The sequence below is a fragment of the Peteryoungia rhizophila genome (genome assembly GCF_004912145.1).
In the GTDB taxonomy this organism is placed as follows: domain Bacteria; phylum Pseudomonadota; class Alphaproteobacteria; order Rhizobiales; family Rhizobiaceae; genus Allorhizobium; species Allorhizobium rhizophilum.
This window is the reverse complement of sequence record NZ_STGT01000008.1, coordinates 102,101-124,848: the sequence shown is the minus strand read 5'-3', so window position 1 is coordinate 124,848 and position 22,748 is coordinate 102,101. Positions and strand designations below refer to the sequence as shown.

The window sequence follows — 22,748 nt, the reverse complement described above, 5'->3', positions numbered from 1 at the left end:
GAGAAGCGCCAAGAAAATTTTTACTAAATATTTTGTGCGCTGCGGTAAGTGCTTGGGATTCCGCAACCTGCCGTCGAAAACAATCAGGTGTTCGACGGGACATTCACACTGCCACGCCAGATCATGTCGGTCGGAAGCGTCACATGTTTGGAATAGTCGCGTCCGTTGAGGCGCTCGACCAGGAGGTCGACCGCCACTTCGCCGATCAGTTCTCCGGGGATCCGCATGGTGGACAAGGGAGGGTTCAGGAACTGCGCCACGGGAATGTCGTTGAAGGCGACGACCGCGATATCACCCGGGATCGAAAGCCCCGCCTCCTGGATGGCGCGGTAAGTGCCGATCGCCATATTGTCATTCGCCGCCAAGATCGCATCGGGGCGGACCTCGAGCGACAGCAGCGATTTCGCCTGCTGGTAGCCGGTTTCGAGCCGGAGGTTTTGTCCGAACCGTTCGCTCTGCCCGAGCGCCAGTAATTCCGGCCGATAGCAACCTCGCGCCTCATGCCACTCGATAAAGGCCTTGCAGCGCTGTTCGCCGTGCATCAGCGCGTCATTATCCATCAGTTCGTAGCCACCGACGAAGCCAATGCGGCGATATCCGGCCTGATCGAGGCTGTCGAGGATATGCAGAGTCGCCTCGCCGAGATCGGCGCGCACGCAGTCGAATTGGGGCATGCGCGGATTGTAGTCTGCCATCACCAGCTGCGGACAGACCTTGGCCATCGCCTCGATCTCCACTTTCGGATGATGCCCGACCACGATCGTTGCCGAGACGCCCACCAGCATGGAGAGATCCACCGGCACATCCGGATTGAAAACCCTGGCGATATCGATCTTGTACTCCCGGCAACGCGCTTCGATCCCCAGACGCACACCGACATAGTAGGGATCGACCAGTTCCTCGTGAGGCGCCAGAAAATGAACGATCGCGATCTGGGCCGAAACCTCAGCATGGCTCGCCATCGCAATCGGGAAAGTCGGCAGCAATGCAGTCTTGCGCGCCCGCGGGGTCGCGTAGTTCAGCGCCTCCGCCGTCTCGATGATCGCCTGTCTCTTCACTTCGGAAACGGAAAGCGTGGGGTCGTAGTTCAAGACGCGGGATACCGTGCCCGATGAAACACCGACCGCCTTGGCAATTTCCTTGATCGTCACCACGGCGGATTGTCCTCCTCCACGCTGCAGTTCCGGAGGCATGGTAAACCTCAAGAAAATATTTACTAGGCCAGTCCCGCGATCAACACAACAGCTTCGTCCTGAACAATCGACAACGGCCGCAGCGGAGGTGCTTGCGGCCGAATGAAGGTGGAAATCGAAATTCCGGAGAACGAGCCGGCGGTCGATCTGACTTTAGCCGGTCAGGACCGGCAGCCCGTATCGGCGAAGTATGTCTGCAATTTTCCCGTCCTGCTCGGGATCCGGCAGCAGGGCTGGTTGCCGGCTGGCACCTACCGAAGCATCCTGGAGGAAGAGCGCCCGCTTGACCATGGCCGGGGCAAAGCCAAGGGCGTAGAGATCGGTACGGAAGGCCGTGAAGATCGACTGCTGGCTCTCGGCCTCTGCGATGTCACCGCCATTGTAGCCCTTCAGGATACCGGCGAGCACATCAGGAAGCGCATTGCCAAGCCCGGAAATGCAGCCCGCAGCGCCATTCTGCAACGCCCAGAGCACGAGATGGTCCGGCCCGGAATAGACATCGAAGCCAGGCATGTCGCAAGATACAGCGAGATAGGCTTCCAGCGTTTCCTTGGCACCGCCCGAATCCTTGATGCCCGCGATGTTGCCGTGGGCTGCGAGCTTGCGCGCCGTTTCCGGCTCGATATGGTTCTGGGTGCGGGCCGGAATGTCGTAGAGGTAGATTGGCGTCTTCACTGCATCGGCGACTGTCGAGAAATGCCGGATCAGGCCATCCTGGGTGCAGGCGATGAAGAAGGGCGTGATGACCGCGATCGCCGTGACCCCGATCCGGTCGAATTCCTTTGCAAGCTTGATCGTCTCGAAGGTCGCCGGCATGCCGGCATTGACGATAACGTCGACCTTGCCGCCGACCTCGTCGACGACGGCTTCCGCGAGCTTCACCTTTTCCTCGAAGGTCAGCGCGGTGAAATCACCGTTCGTGCCGGCACACATGATGTTGTTGCCGGCCGCAACCTGACGACGGACCTGCGCGCGTGTGGCTTCGTAATTGATCGTCTCGTCCTCGTTGAAGCAGGTGACGAGCGCGACGAAGGCCTTTTTCGACATGACGATGTTCTCCGGAATTTTCTGACTTAGGAGGCACGGCTGAGACGTGCGGCACGGTTCTGCGCCTGCACGTCGGGATCGGGATCGAGCCCGGCGGCGAGCAGCGCCTGGGTGTAGGTTTGCTTGGGCGTCTCGAAGATCTCTCTGACCGTTCCGAGTTCCACGACCTCGCCCTTCTGCATCACCATCACATGGTCGGCGAAGTCTCGCACGACCGGCAGGTCATGGGCGATGAAGATGAAGGCGATGCCCATCTGCTTTCTCAACCCGTCGAGAAGCGCGATGACCTGGGCCTGGACCGAGACATCGAGCGCCGATACGGCCTCGTCACAGATGATCAATTGCGGTTCGAGCGCGAGAGCACGGGCAATCGCGATGCGCTGGCGCTGGCCACCCGAGAACTGGTGCGGGTAACGGCCCATATGCTCCGGCCCAAGGCCAACCTGGCTCAACAGTTCGGCCACCCGCTCCCGCCACTTGGCTTTGGGCAGGATATCGGGATGGATGACCCAGGCTTCCGAGATCAGCTGGTAAACGGTCATGCGCGGATTGAGCGACTGGGTCGGATCCTGGAAGACCATCTGCAGGTCGCGACGCAGCTTGTAGAGTTCGGCAGGCGTGAGCTGGAAAAGGTCCCTGCCCTTCCACAGCGCCGACCCGGAATCCGGCTCATCGAGCCTGAGCAGAATACGGGCGAGTGTCGATTTTCCCGAACCGCTTTCGCCGACGACGGCCAGCGTCTCACCGGCCAGCAGATCGAAAGATACGCCTTTCAAGGCCGCGAAGGCGCCGTAGTTCTTGCGCACATCCCGGACGCTCAATACGGGTTTGGCACCCTTCAGTGGCTGATGCATTTCGCCTTTGCCCGGCGCTGCCGCGATCAGCTTCTTCGTATAGGGATGCTGCGGATTCTTGTAGACCTCGCGCACCGTGCCGGCCTCGACGAGGACACCCTTCTCCATCACCACGACCCGGTCAGCAATCTCGGCCACAACGCCGAGATCATGCGTGATGATGAGGACGGCCATGCCGGTCTCGCGCTGCAACTCCTTGAGAAGCGCCAGCACCTCGGCCTGCACCGTGACATCGAGCGCGGTCGTCGGTTCATCTGCGATCAGGAGATCGGGACGGAGTGCCAGCGCCATGGCAATCATAACGCGCTGTCGCTGACCACCGGAAAACTCGTGCGGATATTTATCGAGCGCATGTTCGGGGTCGGGAATGCCGACGCGCCCCAGAAGGCGAAGGGCCTCGGCCTGGGCTTTCGTGCTGTCCGTGCCGTGCGTGGTGAGCGCCTCGCGGATCTGCCAGCCGACGGTATAGACCGGATTGAGGTGGCTGAGAGGATCCTGGAAAATCATCGCAATCTTGCGACCGTTGATTTCGCGTCGCTGCGACAGTGGCATAGTCAACAGGTCGACACCGTCGAGCAGGATTTCGCCCGAGGAGATTCGACCAGGCGGCATGTCGATCAGGTTCATGATCGCCGAAGACGACACCGACTTGCCCGACCCGCTTTCGCCGAGGATCGCCAGCGTCTCACCGCGGTCGAGATGATAGGACATGTCGCGCACGGCCTTCACCACGCCGACAGCCGTGTGGAACTCGACCGAGAGGTTGTGTACTTCGAGCAGATGGTCAGCCATTCGTGGCCCCTTTCATTTCCAGACGCCAGCGCTGCACGGGATCGAGCGCAATCCGCAGCCAGTTGGACAGAAGGTTCAGCGACATCGTCGTCAGGATAATCGCGAGCCCCGGCCAGAAGGACAGCCACCAGGCATTGGTAAGGTATTGCCGCCCCTGGCTGATCATCAGGCCCCAGGTGATTTCAGGCGGCTGGATGCCGATGCCGAGGAAGGACAAGGCACTTTCGGCAAGCATCACATAGGCGAAATCGAGGGTCGCGAGCGTGGTCAACGTTGGAAGCACCACGGGCAGAATATGCCGGAACAGGATGCGCTTGTTCGACGCGCCCATGACGCGGGCCGCCTGAACGAACATTCGCTCGCGAATTTCGAGCACCTCGGCGCATGTCGTGCGCAGATACACCGGGATGCGGGTAATCGCGAGCACCATCATCAGGTTCAGGATCGAGGCTCCAAGGATGTAGAGCACGATGACGGCGATTAGCAGCGATGGAAAGGACATGATCACATCCGCCAGCCGCATGATGACCTGGTTCACACGTGGCGAGGAAAAGCCGGCGATCAGACCAAGGACCGTGCCGATGACCGAGGAGATCAGCACAGCACCGGCGGCGACCATGACGGTATTTTGCGTGGCGACGATGATGCGGGCAAGCAGCGGTCGTCCGAGCGCATCCGCGCCCATCCACCAGACCCAGGCTCTCTCGAAATCGAAGGGTGCTGCATTGCGGCCGCGCAGGTTCTGCTTCGTGGCGAGATCACCGAGCCAGCTTGGGCCGAAGATGGCCATCAGAAGGATGATGAGCAGAAAGATCGCGGCGCAAAGCGCGAACTTGTCGGCGAGCAGCATGCGGAACATCCGCTTGAGGAAGGGCGGTTCGTCAATGATGGTGGTGGCTTCAATGGACATGCCTTCTCCTCAATTCCGGATGCGGGGATCGAGAAGCGCATAGGCAAGATCGATCAGCAGGTTCATGAGGAAGATGGCGAGCGCCGTGACGAGGATCGCCGCCAGCACGACGTTGAAGTCGCGCTGCAGGATGGAATCGATCATCAGTTTGCCGACGCCCGGAAAGCCGAAGATGGTCTCGATGATGACGGCACCGTTCAACAGGCTGGCTGCCTGGTCGCCGATGACGGTGATCACCGGCAGCATCGCGTTGCGCAGCGCATGGATGAAGATGATCGGGGTGGACTTCACACCCTTGGCGCGGGCCGTCTTAACATAGGCCGATGAGAGCGCCGAGATCATCGACCCGCGCACCACCTGCACGATGATCCCGAAGGGGCGAACGAAAAGCACTGATATCGGCAGGATCCAGTGCCAGAACGTGCCCGTGCCCGATGTCGGCAGCCAGGCGAAGTTCACGGCGAAGACGACGATGGCCACGATCGCCAGCCAGAAGTCGGGCACAGATGCCCCGACGAGGGAAACGATCGAGGAAAAGCGGTCGAAGAAGCCACCGGCCCGGAAGGCGGCAAGCGAGCCGACGACGATGGCAGCAGCCGTGACGAGGCTCATGGTGATGACCGCAAGCCAGAGCGTCCAGACGAAGGCTTCGAGGACGACGTCGAGCGCCGGACGCGCCTTGCGCAGGGATTCGCCGAGATCCCCCGTGACGACATCGCCGACATAGCGGCCGAACTGCACCAGCAGGGGATCGTTGAGGCCATGCAGTTCCCGGAACTGGTTCTTCATCTCCTCGGAGGCCTCGACCGGCAGGAACAGGGCTGCCGGATCGCCCGTCAGGCGAGAAAGGAAGAAGACCATGACCACAAGTCCGATCAGCGAGATCAAACTGGCCACGGCGCGTTTTCGGATGAAGCTCAGCATGGCGTCCTCGAAGAAAACGGTGCGGCGGGATCATCCCGCCGCATGACTTGCCTTGATAAGACGGCGCGTGCCGCCCGACGATTACTTGATCTTGATCTCGGAGAGTTGGAGCATGGAATTCGTCGCCATCGTCGGCTTGAAGTCCAGACGCTCGGAGACACGCGAGAAGCCGACCATGTGGAAGAGAAGCACATCTGCGACCACTTCGTCATGCAGATAGGCGATCACTTCCGACCAGAGCTTGGCACGTTCCTCGCCGACGGCAGCAGAAGCGCGCGTGATCAGGTCGTCCACCTTCGGGTCGGAGAAGCCCGACTGGGTGCCCTCGGTCGCATATTTGAAGAACATCGAGAAGGAGGGATCACCCTTTGAATTGTCGTGCATGGCAGCGACGATCTGAGGACCACGGCCTTCCGCAAAGGGCTTCGAATAATACTGCTCGTGCTCGGCCACTTCGACGAACTTCAGATCGATGTTGAAGCCGACTTCCTGCAGCTGTTGCTGGATCGCTTCCATGATTTCGGTGACATTCGGGAAGTTTGCCGAACGGGCGATGATGGTGATCGGTGTATCGACCTTCACGCCGTCTGCCTTCGCCTCCTCGATCAGCTTCTTCGCCGCTTCGGGATCATAAGCCGGCACCTTCACGTCCGGATTCCAGCCGAGCGTCGGCGGCGGCACGATGGCGGTTGCGAGCAGCGCACTGTCGGGCAGCAGCGTGCCGAGGAAGGCTTCGCGATCAACGGCCAGATTGAGTGCACGGCGGACGCGAACGTCGTTCAATGGCTCGATATTGTGGTCAACTCGCAGATAGACGGTCTCACTGTCGAGATAGGAGAAATCGGTCGCCGGATTGGTGGCTTCGACCTGCGAGATCGATGGCGACAGATCTGCTTCCCCCGCCTGCACCATGGCCGCGCGGACCGCAGGATCGGCGCGGAACAGATAGGTGGCTTCGGTCACCTCGGGCTTTGCGCCCCAGTAATCGTCACGGCTCGTCAGGACGATCTGCTGGCCCGGCGTCCAGTTGGTGAGTTTGTAGGGACCGGTTCCAACAGGCTCTCGGACGAACTCAAGAGGCGTCTCCTCGGGCACCATGGTGACGAGCGACAGAAGCAGCGGCAGGATCGGCTGAACCGGATCGGCCTTGAAGTCGACGGTGTAATCATCGACGACGGTCGGGGTAACGGTCATGCCGCCGAAATAGCGACGGGATTCGCAGGCGTTCTTGTCGCTCATGATGCGGTCGAAGCTATGTTTGACGTCTTTTGCATCGAAGCCGGTGCCGTCGGAGAACTTGACACCCTGGCGCAGATGAAAGCGCCAGCTGCCGTCGGCATTCTGCTCCCACTTCTCGGCGAGACGCGGCTGAACACCGGTACCGCCGCGGACATCGAGCTCCGTCAGCGTTTCGCTGACATTCTCCATGATGATACGACCGATATTGGAGCGTGTTGCCATGCAAGGCTCCAGCAGATCGGCCTCTTCAGGCAACACGACCTTGATTGGACCGGAGCCGGCATAGGCCGGCGAAAGGGCTGTGCCCATGACGAGGGCGCAAAGCAATGCAGTCTTTCTCATTTCCATTCTCCTCCCAGATGAATTCAATTTGAAGCTTTCACGCCTCTGAAGCGCGCAGCCATGAGCGCAGCGAGACAGATCAGGATCGCACCGACCACGGTGGTCAGCGCGACGGATTCGTTGAACAGGGCGAGACCGCCGATAGCCACGAGCGGCAGCCGCAGAAAATCGACCGGCGCGACAATGCTGGCCGGCGCAAGCGACATGGCATGGGTCATCAGACCCATGCAGGTGGTACCCACAACGCCCTGCAGGGCAAGCAACGCGAGTTCCCGATTGCCAGGCATGGCAAAGAAGGGCACGGCCATCACGAGCGAAATCGGCACGGTCAACAGCAGATTCCACACGACGAGGGTCGACGTGGAGTCACCGCGCGACATCGATTTCAGGATCAGCTGGATACCGGCCTGCAAAAGCGCGCCGACAAGGGCCAGTCCGATTGCCAGGGTGAAACCTGATGGAGACGGCCCGACGATGATCATCGCACCGGAAAACCCGACCAGCGCCGCAGCGAACATAGCCAGACCTGGCCTCTCGCCCAGCAACAGGGCCGCACCGAGAACGACAAAAATTGGAGACATGAAGGCGATGGCTGTTACATCCGCCAGCGGCCCCATGCTGAAGGCAGCAAAGAAGGCCACCATGGCGAAAAGCTTGAATACGGCCCGCACCGCATGCTGGCTGACCGTGTGCGTCGATTTGAGCATCTGCGGCCGGAGGACCAGGAAAGGCAGGACCACCACGATACCGAAAAGGGCACGGAAGAAGGCGATGACGAAGGGATGTACCGCGCCATTGAGGGCACGCACGATCACGGCATCGGACGCAGCCAGAACCGCCGCCCCGATTGCGAAGAGCACTGCTGCGGAAACCCGCTCGCGCCTCTCTTCTACCTGCATCACACCCTCCCGGACCGACCTCCACGTCGGCATGTTCAAACCATCCAACTTCCACTCATCTTTGTCAAATCATTTTCCAATGTAAAATTTCTACAGAGACAGACTGGAAATTATAACTTTTATTTTCAGATAGTTAGATCATTAGTTTTCACGCGCATAACAATTTATCAACATAAACAAACTTGACAACTTTGCAGAAAAAGCAGAATTCGAAGGGCGAGAGGAGTGCTCAATGACACCTGATGACATCGCCCGGCGCATGACCGGCGCACTCACCGCGACCGCCACGGGCCGGATCGAGGCCTATCTTCCGTCTCCGATGGTGCAGAACCACGCATCCTTCCTGCACAGGCAGGCGGACGGAAGCCTGATCTGCGCGTGGTTTGGCGGATCACTCGAAGGCAAGTCGGACATTTCGATATACGCCTCAGTGCTGCCTGAGGGCGCATCGGCCTGGGGGCCGCCTCAGCGGCTGAGCTCCGACCCTGAACATTCCGAGCAGAACCCGGTTCTGTTCCAGGCGCCCGACGGTCGCCTGCTATTGCTTCACACGTCGCAGCCTTCGGGCAACCAGGACGAATGCCGGATCAGGATGGCGGAGATCGCGACGGATGCCGCAGACCCGACGCGGCTGACCGCTGCGGAAGGCCGCTATCTCGACCTGCCCCGCGGCAGCTTCGTGCGCGCGCCGGTCATGATACGCGCAGACGGCGCCTGGCTTCTCCCCATCTTCCGCTGCATCCCACGCCCCGGCCAGAAGTGGAATGGCAGCCATGACACCGCGGCCGTCGGCATCAGCAAGGACGCAGGTGCGACCTGGGCGCTTGAGGAGCTTTCCCAGTCGATCGGCTGCGTGCACATGTCTCCCACAGCCCTTGGCGGAAGCCATATGGCCTCCTTCTTCCGCCGCCGTCAGGCAGACTTCGTCTACCGCACTGAGAGCACTGATCAAGGCCTGACCTGGAGCATTCCGACACCGACCGACCTGCCGAACAACAACTCCTCTATCGCAGCGATCACGCTCAACGACGGCCGCATTGCGATCATCTGCAATCCCGTCAATGCCGCGGCCTCCCCGGACCGTCGAACCTCTCTCTATGATGAACTCGGAGAACTGGACGACAGGCCGGAGGCGGACCCGACCGGGGGCTGCGCCCCCATCTGGGGAGTGCCGCGCGCACCTGTCTCTGTCAGCATCTCAAACGACGGCGGCGCGACGTTCCCGCAACGGATCCTGGTCGAAGATGGACCCGGAACCTGTCTGTCGAACGATTCGACCGATGGACGAAACAAGGAAATGTCCTATCCATGGCTTCTGTCAGGACCGGACGGGTCCCTGCACATCGCCTACACCTATCACCGACGCGCGATCAAATATGTCCGGCTCGCCCCCGGCTGGGACCGCCCCGAAAATGGAGAATGAGATGAGCGGCATTATCGGCATCACCATGGGCGATCCCTGCGGCGTCGGGCCCGAGATTTCTGTTCGGGCTCTGGCCGAAATGTCGGCCGAGGATCGCGCGGCCACCCGAATCTACGGCAACCTGGCGACACTCGAAGCGGCTCGCACGGCGCTTGAAGTCGATCTGGATCTCGCACCTTATGTCATCGACATCGAGGTCGAGGGCGCCCCGCTTCCCTGGGGCAAGCTCAGCCCGGTCGCAGGCGATGCCGCCTTTCGGTTCATCGAAAAGGCAGTCCGCGATGCCGAGGCCGGGACAATTGGCTGTATCGTGACGGCGCCGATCAACAAGGAAGCGCTGAACCTGGCCGGCCATCACTATGACGGCCATACCGGCATGCTACGCAGTCTGACCGGGTCCAAGGCGGCCTACATGTTGCTCGCTTCGGAACGCCTGAAGGTCATTCACGTCTCGACCCACGTCTCGCTGCAGGAAGCGATCCGCCGGGCGACGACCGAACGCGTGCTGGCAACCATCAAGGCCGGCAACGACCATCTCAAGCGCATCGGCTACGACAAGCCGCGCATCGCGGTTGCTGGCGTCAATCCGCATTGCGGTGAAAACGGCCTCTTTGGCACCGAGGACGACGACCAGATCGCCCCCGCAGTTGCAGCCGCCCGCGTCGAAGGCATCGATGTGCAGGGACCGATTTCTGCCGATACCGTCTTCTACCGCGCCTATTCCGGCGCCTTCGACCTCGTTGTCGCGCAATATCACGACCAGGGCCACATCCCGATCAAGCTTGTTGCCTTTGATACGGCGGTCAACGTGTCTGTTGAACTGCCGATCGACCGCACGTCGGTAGACCACGGCACCGCATTCGACATCGCCGGCAAGGGCATCGCCAATCACGGCAACATGAATTCCGCCATCGCCTATGCCCGCAAGCTTGTCGCCGGCCGGGTCACGCAAGGATGACATCGATGACTGCATCCATCACGCTCCACCAGCCGCGTCGTCTCATCGTCGGCGCAGGAATGATCGCTGAGGTCGGTGCCCTTGTCGGCGACACCTCCTCCACCCTCGTCATCGCGACACCGATCACCGCAGGCTTTGTCGATCGCCTGAAGCTGCCGGGAAAGATCGAGGTCTTCGATGCCATTCCGGGCGAACCCGATGTCGCAACGCTCGAAGCTGCACTTGTCGTCGCACGGCGGGTCAAGCCCCAAGTCGTAGTCGGCCTCGGCGGCGGATCAGTCCTCGACGTGGCCAAGCTCGTCGCCGCGCTCTGGGATAGCGAACAGACGCTTGCCGACGTTGCTGGCCCCAACAAGGTCGCGGGCCGGAACACCCAGCTCATCCAGGTCGCAACGACGGCCGGCACGGGATCCGAAGCCGGCATCCGCTCGCTGATCACCGATCCGGTGAAGGGCGCCAAGATCGCTGTCGAGAGCCCGCACATGATCGCCGACATCGCGGTCCTCGATCCACAACTGACCTTCACCGTGCCACCGGCCGTCACAGCGGCCACAGGAGTCGATGCCATGGCGCACTGCGTCGAGGCCTTCACCAACAAGCGGGCACATCCGATGATCGACGGCTTTGCCCGCATGGGCTTTCGTCTCGTCGGCAAATATCTTGCCCGCGCGGTCAAGGATGGCTCCGACACCGAGGCCCGCGAAGGCATGATGCTCGCATCTTACTACGGTGGGATCTGCCTTGGCCCGGTCAACACGGCCGCCGGCCACGCCATCGCCTATCCGCTCGGCACACGTCTCGGGCTGCCTCATGGTCTCGCCAACGCCATCGTCTTCCCGCATGTGCTCGCCTTCAACCAGCCTGTGGTTCAAGACAAGACGGCGGAAGTCGCCGAAGCACTCGGCTTCAGCGCAGGCTCGTCCGACGCACTGCTCGAAGACGCCTGCCGCTTCTGCACCGATCTCGACATTGAGATGCAGCTCTCCCGTCACGGCGCGAAGGAAGATGCCCTGGCAGCGTATGCGGCGGAAGCCCATGCCAATCGTCGCCTGATGGACAACAATCCGGCCGAGATGGCAGTCGGGGACGTGCTGGCGATCTACCGCGCAGCCTATTGAAGCCTCTCCATTCCGACTGAAATCACAAAGGGGCCGCCGGCCCCTTTCATTGTTTTGAGATCTCGCACTCCGCTGGTGCCAACTCAGCCATCCGGCAGCGCCGCAAGCGAGGCGCTCGTCTGGAAGAGACGGGCTCGTGAACCGGTGAGATGGGCGTGCATGAGGTCTTTCGCCCGCGCACCTTCACCTGCCGCGATCGCCGTCGCAATTGCCTCATGCTCGGCAAACACGCGCGACAGACCGGCCGTGTCCCGTTTGACCGAAACACCATGAAAGCGCATGCCGACGGCAATGTGATCCTTGAGAGCCTCCATGGCCGTCGAAAAATAGGTGTTGTTGGCGGCGCGTGCGATGGCGAGATGGAACTGGAAATCCGCATCCTCGCGGTGCGCCTGACGGTTGGTCGCGTCGCGCATCAGTTCGAGCGCCTCACGGATCGAAGCGAGAGCAACTGGGGTGTGACGCATGGCGGCCGCCTCAGCCGCAGCCGGCTCGAGCGTCAGCCGAAACTCGTAGCAATTCAGCAGATCAGCGACGTTTTCGAGCTGCCCGAAACCGAGCGGCTGTTTCATGCCGACAGACCGCACGAAACTGCCAGCACCGCGCCGCGAGTAGATGAAGCCCTGTTCGCGCAGACGCCGCAACGCCTCGCGAATGATCGGACGAGACACCTCGAACTCGATTGCAAGATCATGTTCGGTCGGCAGTCGCTCATCTGGCTGGTAAGAGCCCGATTTGATCGCCCGATGCATGCGCTCGAAAACCAGATCCGCAAGGCTCTTGCGCGCTGTCCCGCTCTGCAGTCCCATTGTCAGCCCCTGCCCTCGTGCAGTTTTCCGGCCAGTGTCGCGAGGGTGTCAGGCCCTCCGAATCCTCCGGATTTGGCGATGATACATTGCCCGCCGGCATAGGCGAGCCCCAGTCCGGGCAGGCACTCCCCCTGCAGTCGGAAACTGTGGATACCCATCGCTGCGAGAACCGTCTCCGCTGTTGCGCCACCGCTGAGAAGCAGGGTTCTGGCACTTCCCGTCAGCCGCGGATGAATGGACGCTGCCAAATTGCGCCCGACCTGTTCACCGGACAGAGACGTCTCTCCGGCTGTCGCCTGGATCAGGACGAGCGGCGCAGTTGTCGGGCATTGCTCCTGCAACAGCCCGTTTGGAGCCGCCAGATAGGAAATGCCCTCAAGGAGACGCAATCTCTCGATCTGCTCCAGCGTGATACGGTCATACGAGCCGATGGCGAAAAGACCGGGGCCTGTCGGAGGTTCGACGAGCCGGGCCTCGGCGCAGCCGGTCATCTGGATGGCAAGCGCTTCGGCCAGACCCCGTGCGCCAACCAGCAGATCCATCCGCTCGGCTTCAGCCAGCGTCAGCGCGTCATGCATCTCGGAATCCAGCGAGGCATCTCCGATGCGGCACCGGTCGGCATGATGTTCGAGCCGCTCGACAATCGATATCGGCTTGTCAACGCCGAAACCCTCGACATGCCCGTCGCGAACGATACGACCAAAGGCAGGGATGGCCGGGGCCACCAGCGCCCGTGCAAAGGGAATCGCGTCCAGTTCGGCCGCGACATGGCCTTTGAGCCGAGAATCCACCTTCTTGAACAGGCGCGTCCCCGAGGGCAATTGCGCATACACCTGACGCATCCGGGCTCGCGCCTCATCGGCGCGGCACTCCCGCGAGGCGAGGTTGACAGACAAGACATCCGGATTGAGCGCAAGGGCATGGGGCACAGCCTCGAAACCCAACGCGACTTCCACATGAAGACCCCGCGCCGCGAAAGGAGCTCCTGTATCCAGGGCACCGGTCAGATCGTCGGCAATGATGGCCAGCAACTGCCTCATCCACTTCCGCTGTTGTTATCTTTTGTCAGAAGAATCCTTCCGCATTTCCAGTAGCATGTGCCGATCAAAATAACAAATCGACTGACAGCTTCCGGGACATGCCTTTTACGCCGGTGATCGGCGCATTGACGGCGAATGCCGGCAGCCTCAGCGATAGCGCTGCATGAACCGGCAGTCGGTTCGGCGCTTCCACCGGGCCACCCAGCTCCCGGATATCGCCAGTCCCCACTTGTCGGCTATCGCTCTCTCGTTCGCCAGCGAGATCAGCACCAGCCAGAATCGCTGTGGGCGATAGGTCTTCAGCGGTTTGCCCATCAGGCACCGATGAATGTTCTCCGCCAGAACTGGTCCCTGGCGGACTGCAAAGACGCCGGCCTTGGGGCGTGGGTCCTGAAGCGATGCGACGTCACCGGCGGCAAGGATATCCGGGTGAGAGACCGATCGCAGCATTTCGTCCACGCGTATGAACCCGCCTGCATCGAGGGCAAGTCCGGTTTGGCGTAGCCACGCGGGGGCGCCGCTCGACGTGGTCCAAACCACCTCGTCGACAGGCATTAGCTGCCCATTGCGGGCTATCAGTTCCCCGTTCCTGAGAGCGACCACATCGAAATCGGGACAGTGAGCTATACTTTCCTTCTGCAGAGTCTGTTCCACGAGCCCCCTTGCCAATCGACTGTGGCCAGGCACTGGCCCCGCCGCCCGACCGAGGAGTGTGATCCGGATGTCCCGCCCCACGAAGCGACGCCTGAGCGCAAAGGCGATTTCGACGCCAGCGACACCCTGTCCGACGATGGCAAGGTGAATTGGGCCGACTTCCGCAGCGAGATCATCGAGACGCGCCAGACGATCGGTGAAGCTCGCGATCGGCTTGACGGAAATGCCCGCAGAGATCCCCTCCGGAAGCGAGGGGGTGGAGCCGATGTCGATCGACAGCAGGCCATAGGTGAGGTCTTCGCCGCTTTCGAGCGACACCTCCCGGCGCTCCGGAGCGATGCCGGTCGCCGATGTCTCGAGGAAGGTCAAACCGTAGCGCGCGCAAAGCTGAGCGAGATCGATGTGGAAGTCAGCGAAACTGTACTCGCCTGCAACATGGCCCGGCAGCATACCGGAATAGGGGGCGTAGCGTGACGGCGAAACGAGTGTGATCTGTGCGCCGAGACCGAGTTGCCCCAGCCGACGCACCACTTCCACATGCGCGTGCCCGCCCCCGAGAAGGACCACGGGCCCAACTGTCTTGCCACTCTTACCCATTCGCCGCACCGATGCGATGCACCGTCCCGCCGGCGGCCTCAGCATCGGCCTCGTCATGTGTGACCAGGATGACAGGCAACCCGGCGCCCCGCGCACGCTCGAAGACCAAGGTCCTCATCTGGGAGCGCAAGTCCATGTCGAGCTTTGAGAAGGGTTCGTCCAGCAGAAGCAGCCGCGGCCGGGAGACCAGGACACGGGCAAGTGCCACCCGCGCTTTCTGTCCACCGGAAAGTGTCGCTGGATCCCGCTCCTCGAAGCCTCCGAGATCCATCTCGCCGAGGATATCCGCGGAGATTTTCCGCCGCTGACGTCGATCGGAAATCTCCGCAGGGATCGCGAAGGCGACATTGGCGCCGACCGACATATGCGGGAACAGAAGTGGGTCCTGAAACAGGATACCGGCTCGCCGTGCTTCCGGCGCGAGGCAAAGCAGGTTCGTACCGTCTACCGACACAAGGCCGGCGGCCTCGAAAGCCGGATCCAGGAATCCGCCGATGTAGGAGAGCAAGGTCGATTTGCCGGATCCGGATGCCCCCATGACGGTCAGCACAGCGCCCGGATCGACCTCCGCGGTCAGGTCGATCAGTCGAGTTTGCCCAAGTCGGATCGCGACATTGGTGAGGGTCAGGCCGGTGGAAGAGTGACGCTGAAGCATCATCACACCCTCATCTCCCGGCGATTGCGGTGAAGTACGGCAGGCACAAGGATCGCAAGCGCGAAGGCCAGGAACGGCAGAATGGTCTGCAACAACGCATAAACTCCGATGACGCGGCGGTTGTTTCCGGAAGCGAGCGCAACGGCCTCCGTGGTGATGGTCGACAGACGCCCTTCACCGATCAGGAGCGTCGGCAGATATTGCCCGACAGACACGGCAAATCCAACAGCTGCGGCCGTGAGGATCGGGCGGACCAGCATGGGCAGGCGGATGGAAAGAAGCACCGAGAACCGGGACCGGCCGAGCCCTGTTGCGATGATCTCGTAGCGACGATCGAGCGCCCGCCACGGATCGGCAAGCGACAGGAATACATAAGGCAGGACAAAGACGAGATGGACCAGAACAAGCGCGGCGAGCCGGTATTCACTACCGCTACCGATGAAGAGCAACTGCAAGCCGAATACGAAGGCGACCTGAGGAACAATCAGAGGAAAATATAACAACAGCAACGCCTTGTCGCCTCCGCTTTGGCCCGTTTGGAGCTCCCGCTCGAGACAGCCAATGGTCAGGAGAATGGCGAGCAGCGTGGAGGCGAGCCCCGTCACCAGTGTCGTCACCAGGGGATCGGCGATGCGCGGCAAGGCATTCATCCAGCTGCGCAACGTCAAACTTTGCGGCAGAAGGTCTGGAAACTGCCATAGACCGGCAAGCGACCACATGGCCAGAATGCCAAGGCCGGCGAAGACGACACACCCGATCAAGACGACCACCAGCACCGACATCAGGCGCGGGAGCTGGTCACGGACAAAGCGCCGCCCCCTCTCCCTCGAGAGACCAAGCACGATGGAACCCAGCCGCTCAAGGCCGAACCATGCGAGCAGGACCCCGAGCGTGACGGCCAGTTGCAGCACGGCTCCGGCGGAGGCGAGAAAACGCGCGGAAAGATCTGGGTCGTTCATCCATTGAACCAGCCGTGTGGCAAGCGTGCCGGGAAGGTTCGGACCGAGGATCAAGGCGACATCCACCACCGAGGACGAATAGGCGATGACGGCATAAACAGCGAAGCGAATCTGCCGGTAGAGCGCTGGCCAGAGCAGATAGACAAAACCGGCGATCCGGCCATAGCCGAAGGAGGCCGCGAGCCTGCGGGCGGCCGGGAGATCGACCTGTGGCAGTGCCGCGAGCGTGACGAGAAAAAGGAACGGGGTCTCCTTGATCACCAGGCCCGCCATCATCGTCAGCCCCAAAGGGTCATGAGGAATAAGGATATCCGGCGGACGGTCGATACCGAAGACGGGCGCAACGAGGCGGATGAAGTATCCCGATGGGGCGATCAGGAAAGCGAAACCGAAGGCGGCTGCGGCATGCGGCACCGCGAGCAGAGGCGACAGTAGGTGTTGTAGTCTTGAAAGCGTTGGCGTGCCCGCATAGCCCGCGACGAAGACCAACGTGATACCAAGAGACAGGGCAGTGGCCCCAAGGCCAGTCACCGCACTCAAGATCGACGCCGTCAGAAGGCCGGGTGTCGCGAGGAGGTCGCGAAAGTGTTCGAGGCTCAGATCAAGCCCACCGAGAGCCGGCAGGTAGCCGAAGGCCGGCAAGAGCGTCCCCAGAAGGCCGAAGGTGATCGGCAACAGCAAAAGGCCGAGCGTCACCATGACCGCACTCCGGGGAAGGAGCGCGGTCAACCGGTCGACGAGCGAGTGCTCGGCCAAGCGGGCTGCCACGGATCAGTTGCCGCTGGCGTAACGACGTCGCCACTCGACCTCGATACGCTCCATCCAGCTCGCATGCGGCTCGGCAATCACCGGGCCGAGTTTGTCCGGCGCAAGGGTCGCCACACCAAGGTCGAGGGCTGCGAAGGCGGCGCGATCGGGCTCTGGCAGTTTCGGCATGGCGAGCACGGTCGGATCGCCCCAGTAGGTCGGATCCTGCTTGCGAAGCTGCGCCTCCGGTGAAATCAGGAAGTTAGCCATCAGCAGCGCCCCTTCCTTCGCATTGGCATTGTAGGGAATGGCAACGAAATGCGTGTTGCCGAGCGTGCCGCCTGAGAAGGTGAAGGAGCGCACCGTATCGGGGAGCTCGCCCGCCTTGATCCCCGCAGACGCTTCAGACGGATTGAAGGCGAAGATGATGTCCAGTTCGCCGTCCGCCAGCTTCTGCTTCATGTCGGGATAGTTCTGCGGGAAGGTCTTCCCCGAGCGCCAGGCAACCGGATGCAGCTGGTCGAGATAGGCGAAAAGCGGCTCGACGTCGCGCTCGAAGCTCTCCTCTGTGACGGGCTCTGCCAATTTGGCCGGGTCTTCGATCACTTCGCTCAGCACCTGCTTCAGGAAAGAGGAGCCGATGAAATCGGGCGGAGCCGGATACGAGAAACGACCAGGATTCTTCTTTGCCCAGTCGAGCAGTTGATTGGCATTGTCAGGCAAGGCCGAGGCTTCGGTCCGAGCACTGTCATGGAAGAATACCATCTTCGCGCCGCCCCACGGACTTTCCAGGCCCTCCGTCGGTTCAGTGAAATCAGTCAGGATGGTGGGCTGGTTCTCGACATCGACATAGCGCCAGTTGGGGAGCGATCCCGCCCAGCCCGGGGTAAGGAGCAGGCCCTGTTTCTTCATCGAGACGAAGTTTTCGCCATTGATCCAGATGAGGTCCACCGAGCCGCCTTCGTCCTTCCCCGCCGCCTTTTCGGCAATGACCTTGGCCACGGCGCTCGCGGTATCATCGAGTTTCACCTGGACGACGGTGACACCGTAGCGCGCCCGCATTTCGGTCCCCACCCATTCGAGATAGGCATTGATGTTTTCTGAGCCCCCCCAGGCATTGAAGTAGACTGTCTGGCCGGAAGCGGCCTTTTCGACATTGGTCCAATCGGCAAGATCCGGCCCGGCCGCCATGGCCTGCAGGCCGCTGGCAGCGGCAATCACACCCGCAGCAAGAAGTCGTTTCATCAGTCCCATGGTTTGCCATTCTCCCAGTTTGAAATCGCATCAGGCCTTCCGGCATGATCGATCAATTCAAAATACGTTCCCGAAACCCTACAGATCTCAAATTTGCTTGCCGGAGCGCCTTTGTCGTCTCGCAAGCGCAGCCTGGATATCCTCGCTCGGCACCGGATCACCGGCGGCACCGACGAGTTCGGTAAGCTCCTTTGTCTTTCGCATCTGCGCCATGAAGGCTCGGCAGCCGCGGCATAAGGCAAGGTGGAGCTTCATGTTGGCACGTTGCCAGAAGTCGAGCTCGCCATCGATCATCCGGCTCGCGCGCTCGGCCACTTCGCTGCATCGAAACATGAATCATTGCTCCCAGGACATGGTGAACTGCTTTCTCATCGAGACGCACCTCGCTTACGGAATTGTCGGATAATCGTCGGCATCAGCGCCACCAGCGCCAATGCGGCAAAGGCAAGCGTAATATCCCGCGTGACGAGATCGGAGATCTGCGCTTCCCGCCCGCTCGCCTGGGCGGCGACCAATACGCTGTCGACACCCTGGCCAAGATAGGCATAGGCGAAGGTGCCCGGCAGGATGCCCAGGAAAGTCGCAGCGAAGAAGCGGCTGAGGCTGATATCGAAGAGCGCCGCCGCAATGTTGACGACGAAGAAAGGGAAGACCGGCGCGAGGCGGATGACAAAGAGATAGCCGAAGGCATTTTCACGAAAGCCGTCTGCGAGTTTGCGGACCACGCCATCCACCCGATCCCGCAGGAAACCGCCAAACGCTGACCGGGTGGCGAGAAACAGGATCGACGCGCCGATGGTGGCGCCGACCGCGACCAGCGCTCCGCCAACCATCCAGCCGAACAGGAAACCGCCGAAGATGGTCAGCACCGAAGCTGCGGGAAACGAGAATGCGACCGCCAGGATATAGACGATCAGGAAAAGCAGCGCGGACCAGCCAAAACTCGCGTCCACAGAGGCCCTCAGCGTCTGGCGTTGTTCTGCCAGGAAACCGAGGCTGAGATAGTCCTGCAGGCCGAGGGCATATCCGAGCGCTAGGCCCGCAACGACCAAGGCGACCGGCAGATAACGCCAGACGGAAACCTTGTTTTCGACAGGAAGAGAGGGCGCCTGCCCTGTTTCGGATCTGTCTTCGGGTGGCAAGAGCCCGTCATCCATGGATATCTCCAGAAGCTGTTCGCGCGCCCTGTAAGATCCCGCGGCCGCGAGCGACAGAACACCTATGGTCACTATGGCTTGATGGGTCCGAATGCGGCTGGACATGGAAGATGATTGTTTTGCTAATGGCCCCGGCGTGAAGGCGGGAGGTGATGTGGGGCAAATCGAGGGAGAGGAGCGCACCTTGGTGCTGCGCCTGCTGGAAGGTGACACAGTTGCCTTCGATCAGCTCTATCGGCGGCACAACGCTGCCATGATCCGCTTCTGCACCGGCATCGTCCTCACACGGGATATTGCCGAGGAGATCGTTCAGGACACTTGGGTCGCCGTACTCGGACGCATCGATCTTTTCGAGGGGCGCAGTTCGCTGGCAAGCTGGATCTATGCGATCCTGATCAACAAGGCCCGGACCCGCGCCCGCAGGGAAGGACGCACCGTTTCCTTCGACGATCAATCGGGAGATACCCCCTTCGCGGCGGCCTTCGACCATCGCGGAAGATGGCAGACCATGCCGGAACTGTGGGAAGAACTGACGCCGGAGCGCCACGTCGAGGGTCGGAGCATCCTGCAACATGTCGAAGCAGCGATCGAAGCGCTCCCGGCTTCGCAACGCGCGGTTCTGATCCTGCGCGGCCAGCAGGAGCTCGACCCTACCGAGGTCTGCGCCCTTCTCGGAATATCCGAGGGCAACATGCGCGTCCTCCTGCACCGCGCCCGGGTGACGGTGCGCAACGCGCTCGATCGGCTCAACGCGGCCAGCTGAATCCGGCAGAACAAGGCTCATCGGCCATCTCCCGAAAAGGCGACCCAGCCTTGGCGCCAGCGAATGAGGGTAGTCAGCGCACAAAGGGCAGCAAAGCCATAGGCGATGATGGCAAAGCTTCCGGGCAAAAGGCACATGGCGATAAAGACCGCTATCGTCTCGAAGCCTTCGGCTAGGCCACCCGCATAATAAATCCCCTTGGTCGGAAACTCGGGTGCCTTGCGGCCAAGCTTCGAGGCGACCGCTGAAAAGGCGAGAAAGGACGAGCCAGTACCGACAAAAGAGACGATCAGCACCGCAGCCGGGAGCGCATGGATTTCGGGAGCCTGCACGGCAAAACCGAGCGGGATCAGCGCGTAGAAGACCATGTCGAGCGCGATATCGAGATAGGCCCCACGATCGGTCGGCCCCTGGATGCGGGCAACGGCGCCATCAAGTCCGTCGAGAACCCGGTTGGCGAGGATCAGCGCCAGGGCCAGAAGCCAGTTGCCGAAGCAGAGCGCGATGAATGCACCCAGTCCCGCCAGGAAACCGAAAAGACTGATCTGATCGGCCTTCAGGCCACAACGGGCCACATAATCGGCCACCGGCTGAAGCACGGCTCGCTGCAGGGGCAGGATCTTCGCGTCGATCATCCGCGCCTCCAGGTCTGGAAGCGCTCGAGCAGCGACAGGAGGAAGCCGTTGATGTGATTGCGGCGCCACTGGCCGGCGACCATCTTGTTGGCTTCAGCCAGCGTCGGATAAATATGGACCGTGCCGAGGATTTTGCCGAGACCGTGGCCATGCTTCATGGCGAAGACGAATTCGGCGAGCAGGTCCCCGGCATGCTCCCCGACGATCGTGGCACCCAGGATCTTGTCCTTGCCGGGTACGGTCAGCACCTTGACGAAGCCACGGGCGGATCCATCGGCGATCGCGCGATCGAGATCGTCGATGCCGAAGCGCGTCACCTCATGCGGGATATTCTTCTCCTTCGCCTCAGCTTCGGACAGCCCGACGCGCGCCACTTCAGGATCGGTGAAGGTCGCCCAGGGGATGACACTGTAATCGGCCTTGAAGCGTTTGAGATCACCGAACAGCGCGTTGATCGCCGCAAACCAGGCCTGATGCCCGGCGACATGGGTGAACTGATAGGGACCTGCTACATCGCCTGCTGCCAGGATGTTGGGATGCAGTGTCTGGAGGTATTCGTTGGTCTCGACGACCCTGTCCACCTTGATGCCGAGTTCTTCGAGCCCGAAGCCCTTCAGTCGCGGTGCGCGTCCCACCGCAACGATGATCTCGTCGAAGCCGATGCGGCACCGTTCGCCGCCATGCTCGACCTCGATCCACTTCTCGCCGGCATCCGCCCCGCAGGCGACCGCCTTGTGGTTCGTCAGGACATTGACTCCATCGGCCTTCATCGAAGCCTCGACGACTCCGGCCGCATCCTCGTCCTCACGCATCATCAGGCGCGGTGCCATCTCGATCTGTGTGACCTCTGAACCGAGCCGCGCGAAACTCTGCGCCAACTCGCAGCCGATCGGCCCTCCCCCGAGGACGACGAGCCTCTGCGGCACCGCGGGGCGATCGCGGAGCCGCTCCCACATGTTGTCAGAGGTGAGATAGGCGATTTCAGCAAGGCCTGGGATCGGGGGTACGAAAGGCTGCGCACCGGTCGCAATGATGATCGCGCGTGCCGTCAGCCGCTGCGTCCCGCCGTCGTTGAGCGTGATCTCGACAGTCCAAGGATCGATGAGTTTAGCATATCCCTGCAGCACCTCGACGCCGAGCCCGGTGTAACGCTTGACACTGTCATGCGGCTCGATCTCCGCAATCACCTTGTGGATCCGCTCCATCACGGCGGAGAACGGCACCTTCGGCTCGACGGGTTCTAGACCATAGTGGTCCGCATGGCGCATCTGGTGCGCCACCTTGGCGCTCTTGATCAGAGCCTTCGAGGGAACGCAGCCGAAGTTGAGGCAATCGCCACCCATCCTGTTTGCCTCGACCAGCGTCACCTTCGCCTTGGCCGCTGCCCCGATATAAGCCGAGACCAGTCCGGCCGAACCTGCGCCAATGACCACGAGGTTGCGATCGAAGCGTTTGGGTCGTGTCCAGTCGGCACCCGCAACACCCGTTTTCTGATCCATCCGCTCCATGCTGCCCCTGCGCCCAGAAATGCATTTGTAATGACAGGACGAAATGCGACGCGAATTGTTACAGCCCAAGACGCATTTTTCTCGAGGCCTGGCATTCCTCGCATACGATTCCTGGCCATTCACCAGCTCAACGTCGATCGCGCGGAAATATTGCAATTGAAATCTTGATCGCCAAGGGCAGAAACTATCTGCTGTCGAATCTGTCGGTAGCGGATGCATCTTCGCCTTGCAGTTCGGCTGGCATCATACAACGATTCTGGAGCAGATCTCC

The 22,748-nt window shown here is 61.4% G+C and carries 21 protein-coding genes; 4 read left to right on the top strand and 17 right to left on the bottom strand.

Features of this window, described 5'->3' with window-relative positions:
* Positions 1–83 precede the first annotated feature (83 nt).
* The 7 genes from E9677_RS23990 to E9677_RS23960 all read right to left on the bottom strand — a co-directional run bounded on the left by E9677_RS23990 (position 84) and on the right by E9677_RS23960 (position 8,200).
* Positions 84–1,154 carry a LacI family DNA-binding transcriptional regulator gene (locus E9677_RS23990; protein WP_136560585.1) on the bottom strand — a complete coding sequence of 357 codons (1,071 nt, stop codon included), beginning with the start codon at positions 1,152–1,154 and terminating at the stop codon, positions 84–86.
* A 192-nt stretch (positions 1,155–1,346) separates the two neighbouring features.
* The gene (locus tag E9677_RS23985) at positions 1,347–2,240 is read right to left on the bottom strand and encodes a dihydrodipicolinate synthase family protein (RefSeq protein WP_136560584.1); all 894 of its coding nucleotides are present in this window, start codon (positions 2,238–2,240) and stop codon (positions 1,347–1,349) included.
* Between the two features lie 26 nt (positions 2,241–2,266).
* Positions 2,267–3,886 (bottom strand): ABC transporter ATP-binding protein, encoded by a 1,620-nt coding sequence (locus E9677_RS23980; RefSeq protein WP_136560583.1) that lies wholly within the window; start codon positions 3,884–3,886, stop codon positions 2,267–2,269.
* The gene (locus E9677_RS23975; protein ID WP_136560582.1) at positions 3,879–4,796 is read right to left on the bottom strand and encodes an ABC transporter permease; all 918 of its coding nucleotides are present in this window, start codon (positions 4,794–4,796) and stop codon (positions 3,879–3,881) included. Before E9677_RS23975 ends, E9677_RS23980 begins: the two co-directional genes overlap by 8 nt.
* A gap of 9 nt (positions 4,797–4,805) precedes the next feature.
* On the bottom strand, positions 4,806–5,720 hold the full coding sequence (locus tag E9677_RS23970; RefSeq protein WP_136560581.1) for an ABC transporter permease: 915 nt from the start codon (positions 5,718–5,720) through the stop codon (positions 4,806–4,808).
* Positions 5,721–5,801: 81 nt separating this feature from the next.
* Entirely contained in the window at positions 5,802–7,301 is a 1,500-nt protein-coding gene (locus tag E9677_RS23965; protein WP_168801330.1) for an ABC transporter substrate-binding protein, read from the bottom strand.
* Between the two features lie 23 nt (positions 7,302–7,324).
* Entirely contained in the window at positions 7,325–8,200 is an 876-nt protein-coding gene (locus tag E9677_RS23960; RefSeq protein WP_136560579.1) for a DMT family transporter, read from the bottom strand.
* Positions 8,201–8,432: 232 nt separating this feature from the next.
* Here E9677_RS23960 and E9677_RS23955 point away from each other — a divergent pair, with 232 nt between their 5' ends.
* The 3 genes from E9677_RS23955 to E9677_RS23945 are packed head-to-tail and all read left to right on the top strand — an operon-like array spanning position 8,433 to position 11,699.
* A complete protein-coding gene (locus E9677_RS23955; RefSeq protein WP_136560578.1) occupies positions 8,433–9,623 on the top strand; it encodes a sialidase family protein in 1,191 nt (396 codons plus the stop codon).
* A 1-nt stretch (position 9,624) separates the two neighbouring features.
* Positions 9,625–10,581 carry a 4-hydroxythreonine-4-phosphate dehydrogenase PdxA gene (gene pdxA / locus E9677_RS23950; RefSeq protein WP_136560577.1) on the top strand — a complete coding sequence of 319 codons (957 nt, stop codon included), beginning with the start codon at positions 9,625–9,627 and terminating at the stop codon, positions 10,579–10,581.
* On the top strand, positions 10,578–11,699 hold the full coding sequence (locus E9677_RS23945) for an iron-containing alcohol dehydrogenase (RefSeq protein WP_136560576.1): 1,122 nt from the start codon (positions 10,578–10,580) through the stop codon (positions 11,697–11,699). Before pdxA ends, E9677_RS23945 begins: the two co-directional genes overlap by 4 nt.
* Positions 11,700–11,782: 83 nt before the next feature.
* Here E9677_RS23945 and E9677_RS23940 read toward each other — a convergent pair whose 3' ends face one another.
* From E9677_RS23940 to E9677_RS23905, 8 genes are all read right to left on the bottom strand, one after another.
* On the bottom strand, positions 11,783–12,508 hold the full coding sequence (locus E9677_RS23940; RefSeq protein WP_136560575.1) for a FadR/GntR family transcriptional regulator: 726 nt from the start codon (positions 12,506–12,508) through the stop codon (positions 11,783–11,785).
* Between the two features lie 2 nt (positions 12,509–12,510).
* Positions 12,511–13,539 carry a four-carbon acid sugar kinase family protein gene (locus tag E9677_RS23935; RefSeq protein ID WP_168801329.1) on the bottom strand — a complete coding sequence of 343 codons (1,029 nt, stop codon included), beginning with the start codon at positions 13,537–13,539 and terminating at the stop codon, positions 12,511–12,513.
* 156 nt (positions 13,540–13,695) lie between these two features.
* On the bottom strand, positions 13,696–14,799 hold the full coding sequence (locus E9677_RS23930; protein WP_136560573.1) for an FAD-dependent oxidoreductase: 1,104 nt from the start codon (positions 14,797–14,799) through the stop codon (positions 13,696–13,698).
* Positions 14,792–15,454: an ATP-binding cassette domain-containing protein gene (locus E9677_RS23925; protein ID WP_168801341.1), complete on the bottom strand. Its 663-nt coding sequence runs from the start codon at positions 15,452–15,454 to the stop codon at positions 14,792–14,794. The genes E9677_RS23930 and E9677_RS23925 overlap by 8 nt, the downstream gene beginning before the upstream one ends.
* Before the next feature lie 2 nt (positions 15,455–15,456).
* Positions 15,457–17,112, bottom strand: a complete 1,656-nt coding sequence (locus E9677_RS23920) for an ABC transporter permease (protein ID WP_136560633.1) — start codon at positions 17,110–17,112, stop codon at positions 15,457–15,459.
* Positions 17,113–17,184: 72 nt separating this feature from the next.
* On the bottom strand, positions 17,185–18,414 hold the full coding sequence (locus E9677_RS23915; protein WP_136560572.1) for an ABC transporter substrate-binding protein: 1,230 nt from the start codon (positions 18,412–18,414) through the stop codon (positions 17,185–17,187).
* A gap of 87 nt (positions 18,415–18,501) precedes the next feature.
* Complete coding sequence (locus E9677_RS23910; protein WP_136560571.1) at positions 18,502–18,747, bottom strand: anti-sigma factor family protein; 246 nt, start codon at positions 18,745–18,747, stop codon at positions 18,502–18,504.
* Between the two features lie 35 nt (positions 18,748–18,782).
* Positions 18,783–19,571: a TVP38/TMEM64 family protein gene (locus E9677_RS23905; RefSeq protein WP_136560570.1), complete on the bottom strand. Its 789-nt coding sequence runs from the start codon at positions 19,569–19,571 to the stop codon at positions 18,783–18,785.
* A 154-nt stretch (positions 19,572–19,725) separates the two neighbouring features.
* Between E9677_RS23905 and E9677_RS23900 the strand changes: the two genes are divergently transcribed.
* Positions 19,726–20,334: an RNA polymerase sigma factor gene (locus tag E9677_RS23900; protein ID WP_168801328.1), complete on the top strand. Its 609-nt coding sequence runs from the start codon at positions 19,726–19,728 to the stop codon at positions 20,332–20,334.
* Positions 20,335–20,351: 17 nt separating this feature from the next.
* Here E9677_RS23900 and E9677_RS23895 read toward each other — a convergent pair whose 3' ends face one another.
* A complete protein-coding gene (locus E9677_RS23895) occupies positions 20,352–20,969 on the bottom strand; it encodes a CDP-alcohol phosphatidyltransferase family protein (RefSeq protein WP_136560568.1) in 618 nt (205 codons plus the stop codon).
* Entirely contained in the window at positions 20,966–22,468 is a 1,503-nt protein-coding gene (locus tag E9677_RS23890; RefSeq protein ID WP_136560567.1) for a dihydrolipoyl dehydrogenase family protein, read from the bottom strand. Before E9677_RS23890 ends, E9677_RS23895 begins: the two co-directional genes overlap by 4 nt.
* Positions 22,469–22,748 lie beyond the last annotated feature (280 nt).

Coding starts and splice junctions, on each gene's coding strand:
- E9677_RS23925 (WP_168801341.1), bottom strand. CDS start 15,454: ATGCTTCAGCGTCACTCTTCCACCGGCCTGACCCTCACCAATGTCGCG.
- E9677_RS23920 (WP_136560633.1), bottom strand. CDS start 17,112: ATGGTGACGCTCGGCCTTTTGCTGTTGCCGATCACCTTCGGCCTTCTG.
- E9677_RS23915 (WP_136560572.1), bottom strand. CDS start 18,414: ATGGGACTGATGAAACGACTTCTTGCTGCGGGTGTGATTGCCGCTGCC.
- E9677_RS23960 (WP_136560579.1), bottom strand. CDS start 8,200: ATGCAGGTAGAAGAGAGGCGCGAGCGGGTTTCCGCAGCAGTGCTCTTC.
- E9677_RS23905 (WP_136560570.1), bottom strand. CDS start 19,571: ATGGATGACGGGCTCTTGCCACCCGAAGACAGATCCGAAACAGGGCAG.
- E9677_RS23930 (WP_136560573.1), bottom strand. CDS start 14,799: ATGGGTAAGAGTGGCAAGACAGTTGGGCCCGTGGTCCTTCTCGGGGGC.
- E9677_RS23955 (WP_136560578.1), top strand. CDS start 8,433: ATGACACCTGATGACATCGCCCGGCGCATGACCGGCGCACTCACCGCG.
- E9677_RS23970 (WP_136560581.1), bottom strand. CDS start 5,720: ATGCTGAGCTTCATCCGAAAACGCGCCGTGGCCAGTTTGATCTCGCTG.
- E9677_RS23975 (WP_136560582.1), bottom strand. CDS start 4,796: ATGTCCATTGAAGCCACCACCATCATTGACGAACCGCCCTTCCTCAAG.
- E9677_RS23985 (WP_136560584.1), bottom strand. CDS start 2,240: ATGTCGAAAAAGGCCTTCGTCGCGCTCGTCACCTGCTTCAACGAGGAC.
- E9677_RS23980 (WP_136560583.1), bottom strand. CDS start 3,886: ATGGCTGACCATCTGCTCGAAGTACACAACCTCTCGGTCGAGTTCCAC.
- E9677_RS23965 (WP_168801330.1), bottom strand. CDS start 7,301: ATGAGAAAGACTGCATTGCTTTGCGCCCTCGTCATGGGCACAGCCCTT.
- E9677_RS23890 (WP_136560567.1), bottom strand. CDS start 22,468: ATGGATCAGAAAACGGGTGTTGCGGGTGCCGACTGGACACGACCCAAA.
- E9677_RS23945 (WP_136560576.1), top strand. CDS start 10,578: ATGACATCGATGACTGCATCCATCACGCTCCACCAGCCGCGTCGTCTC.
- E9677_RS23910 (WP_136560571.1), bottom strand. CDS start 18,747: ATGTTTCGATGCAGCGAAGTGGCCGAGCGCGCGAGCCGGATGATCGAT.
- E9677_RS23895 (WP_136560568.1), bottom strand. CDS start 20,969: ATGATCGACGCGAAGATCCTGCCCCTGCAGCGAGCCGTGCTTCAGCCG.
- E9677_RS23940 (WP_136560575.1), bottom strand. CDS start 12,508: ATGGGACTGCAGAGCGGGACAGCGCGCAAGAGCCTTGCGGATCTGGTT.
- pdxA (WP_136560577.1), top strand. CDS start 9,625: ATGAGCGGCATTATCGGCATCACCATGGGCGATCCCTGCGGCGTCGGG.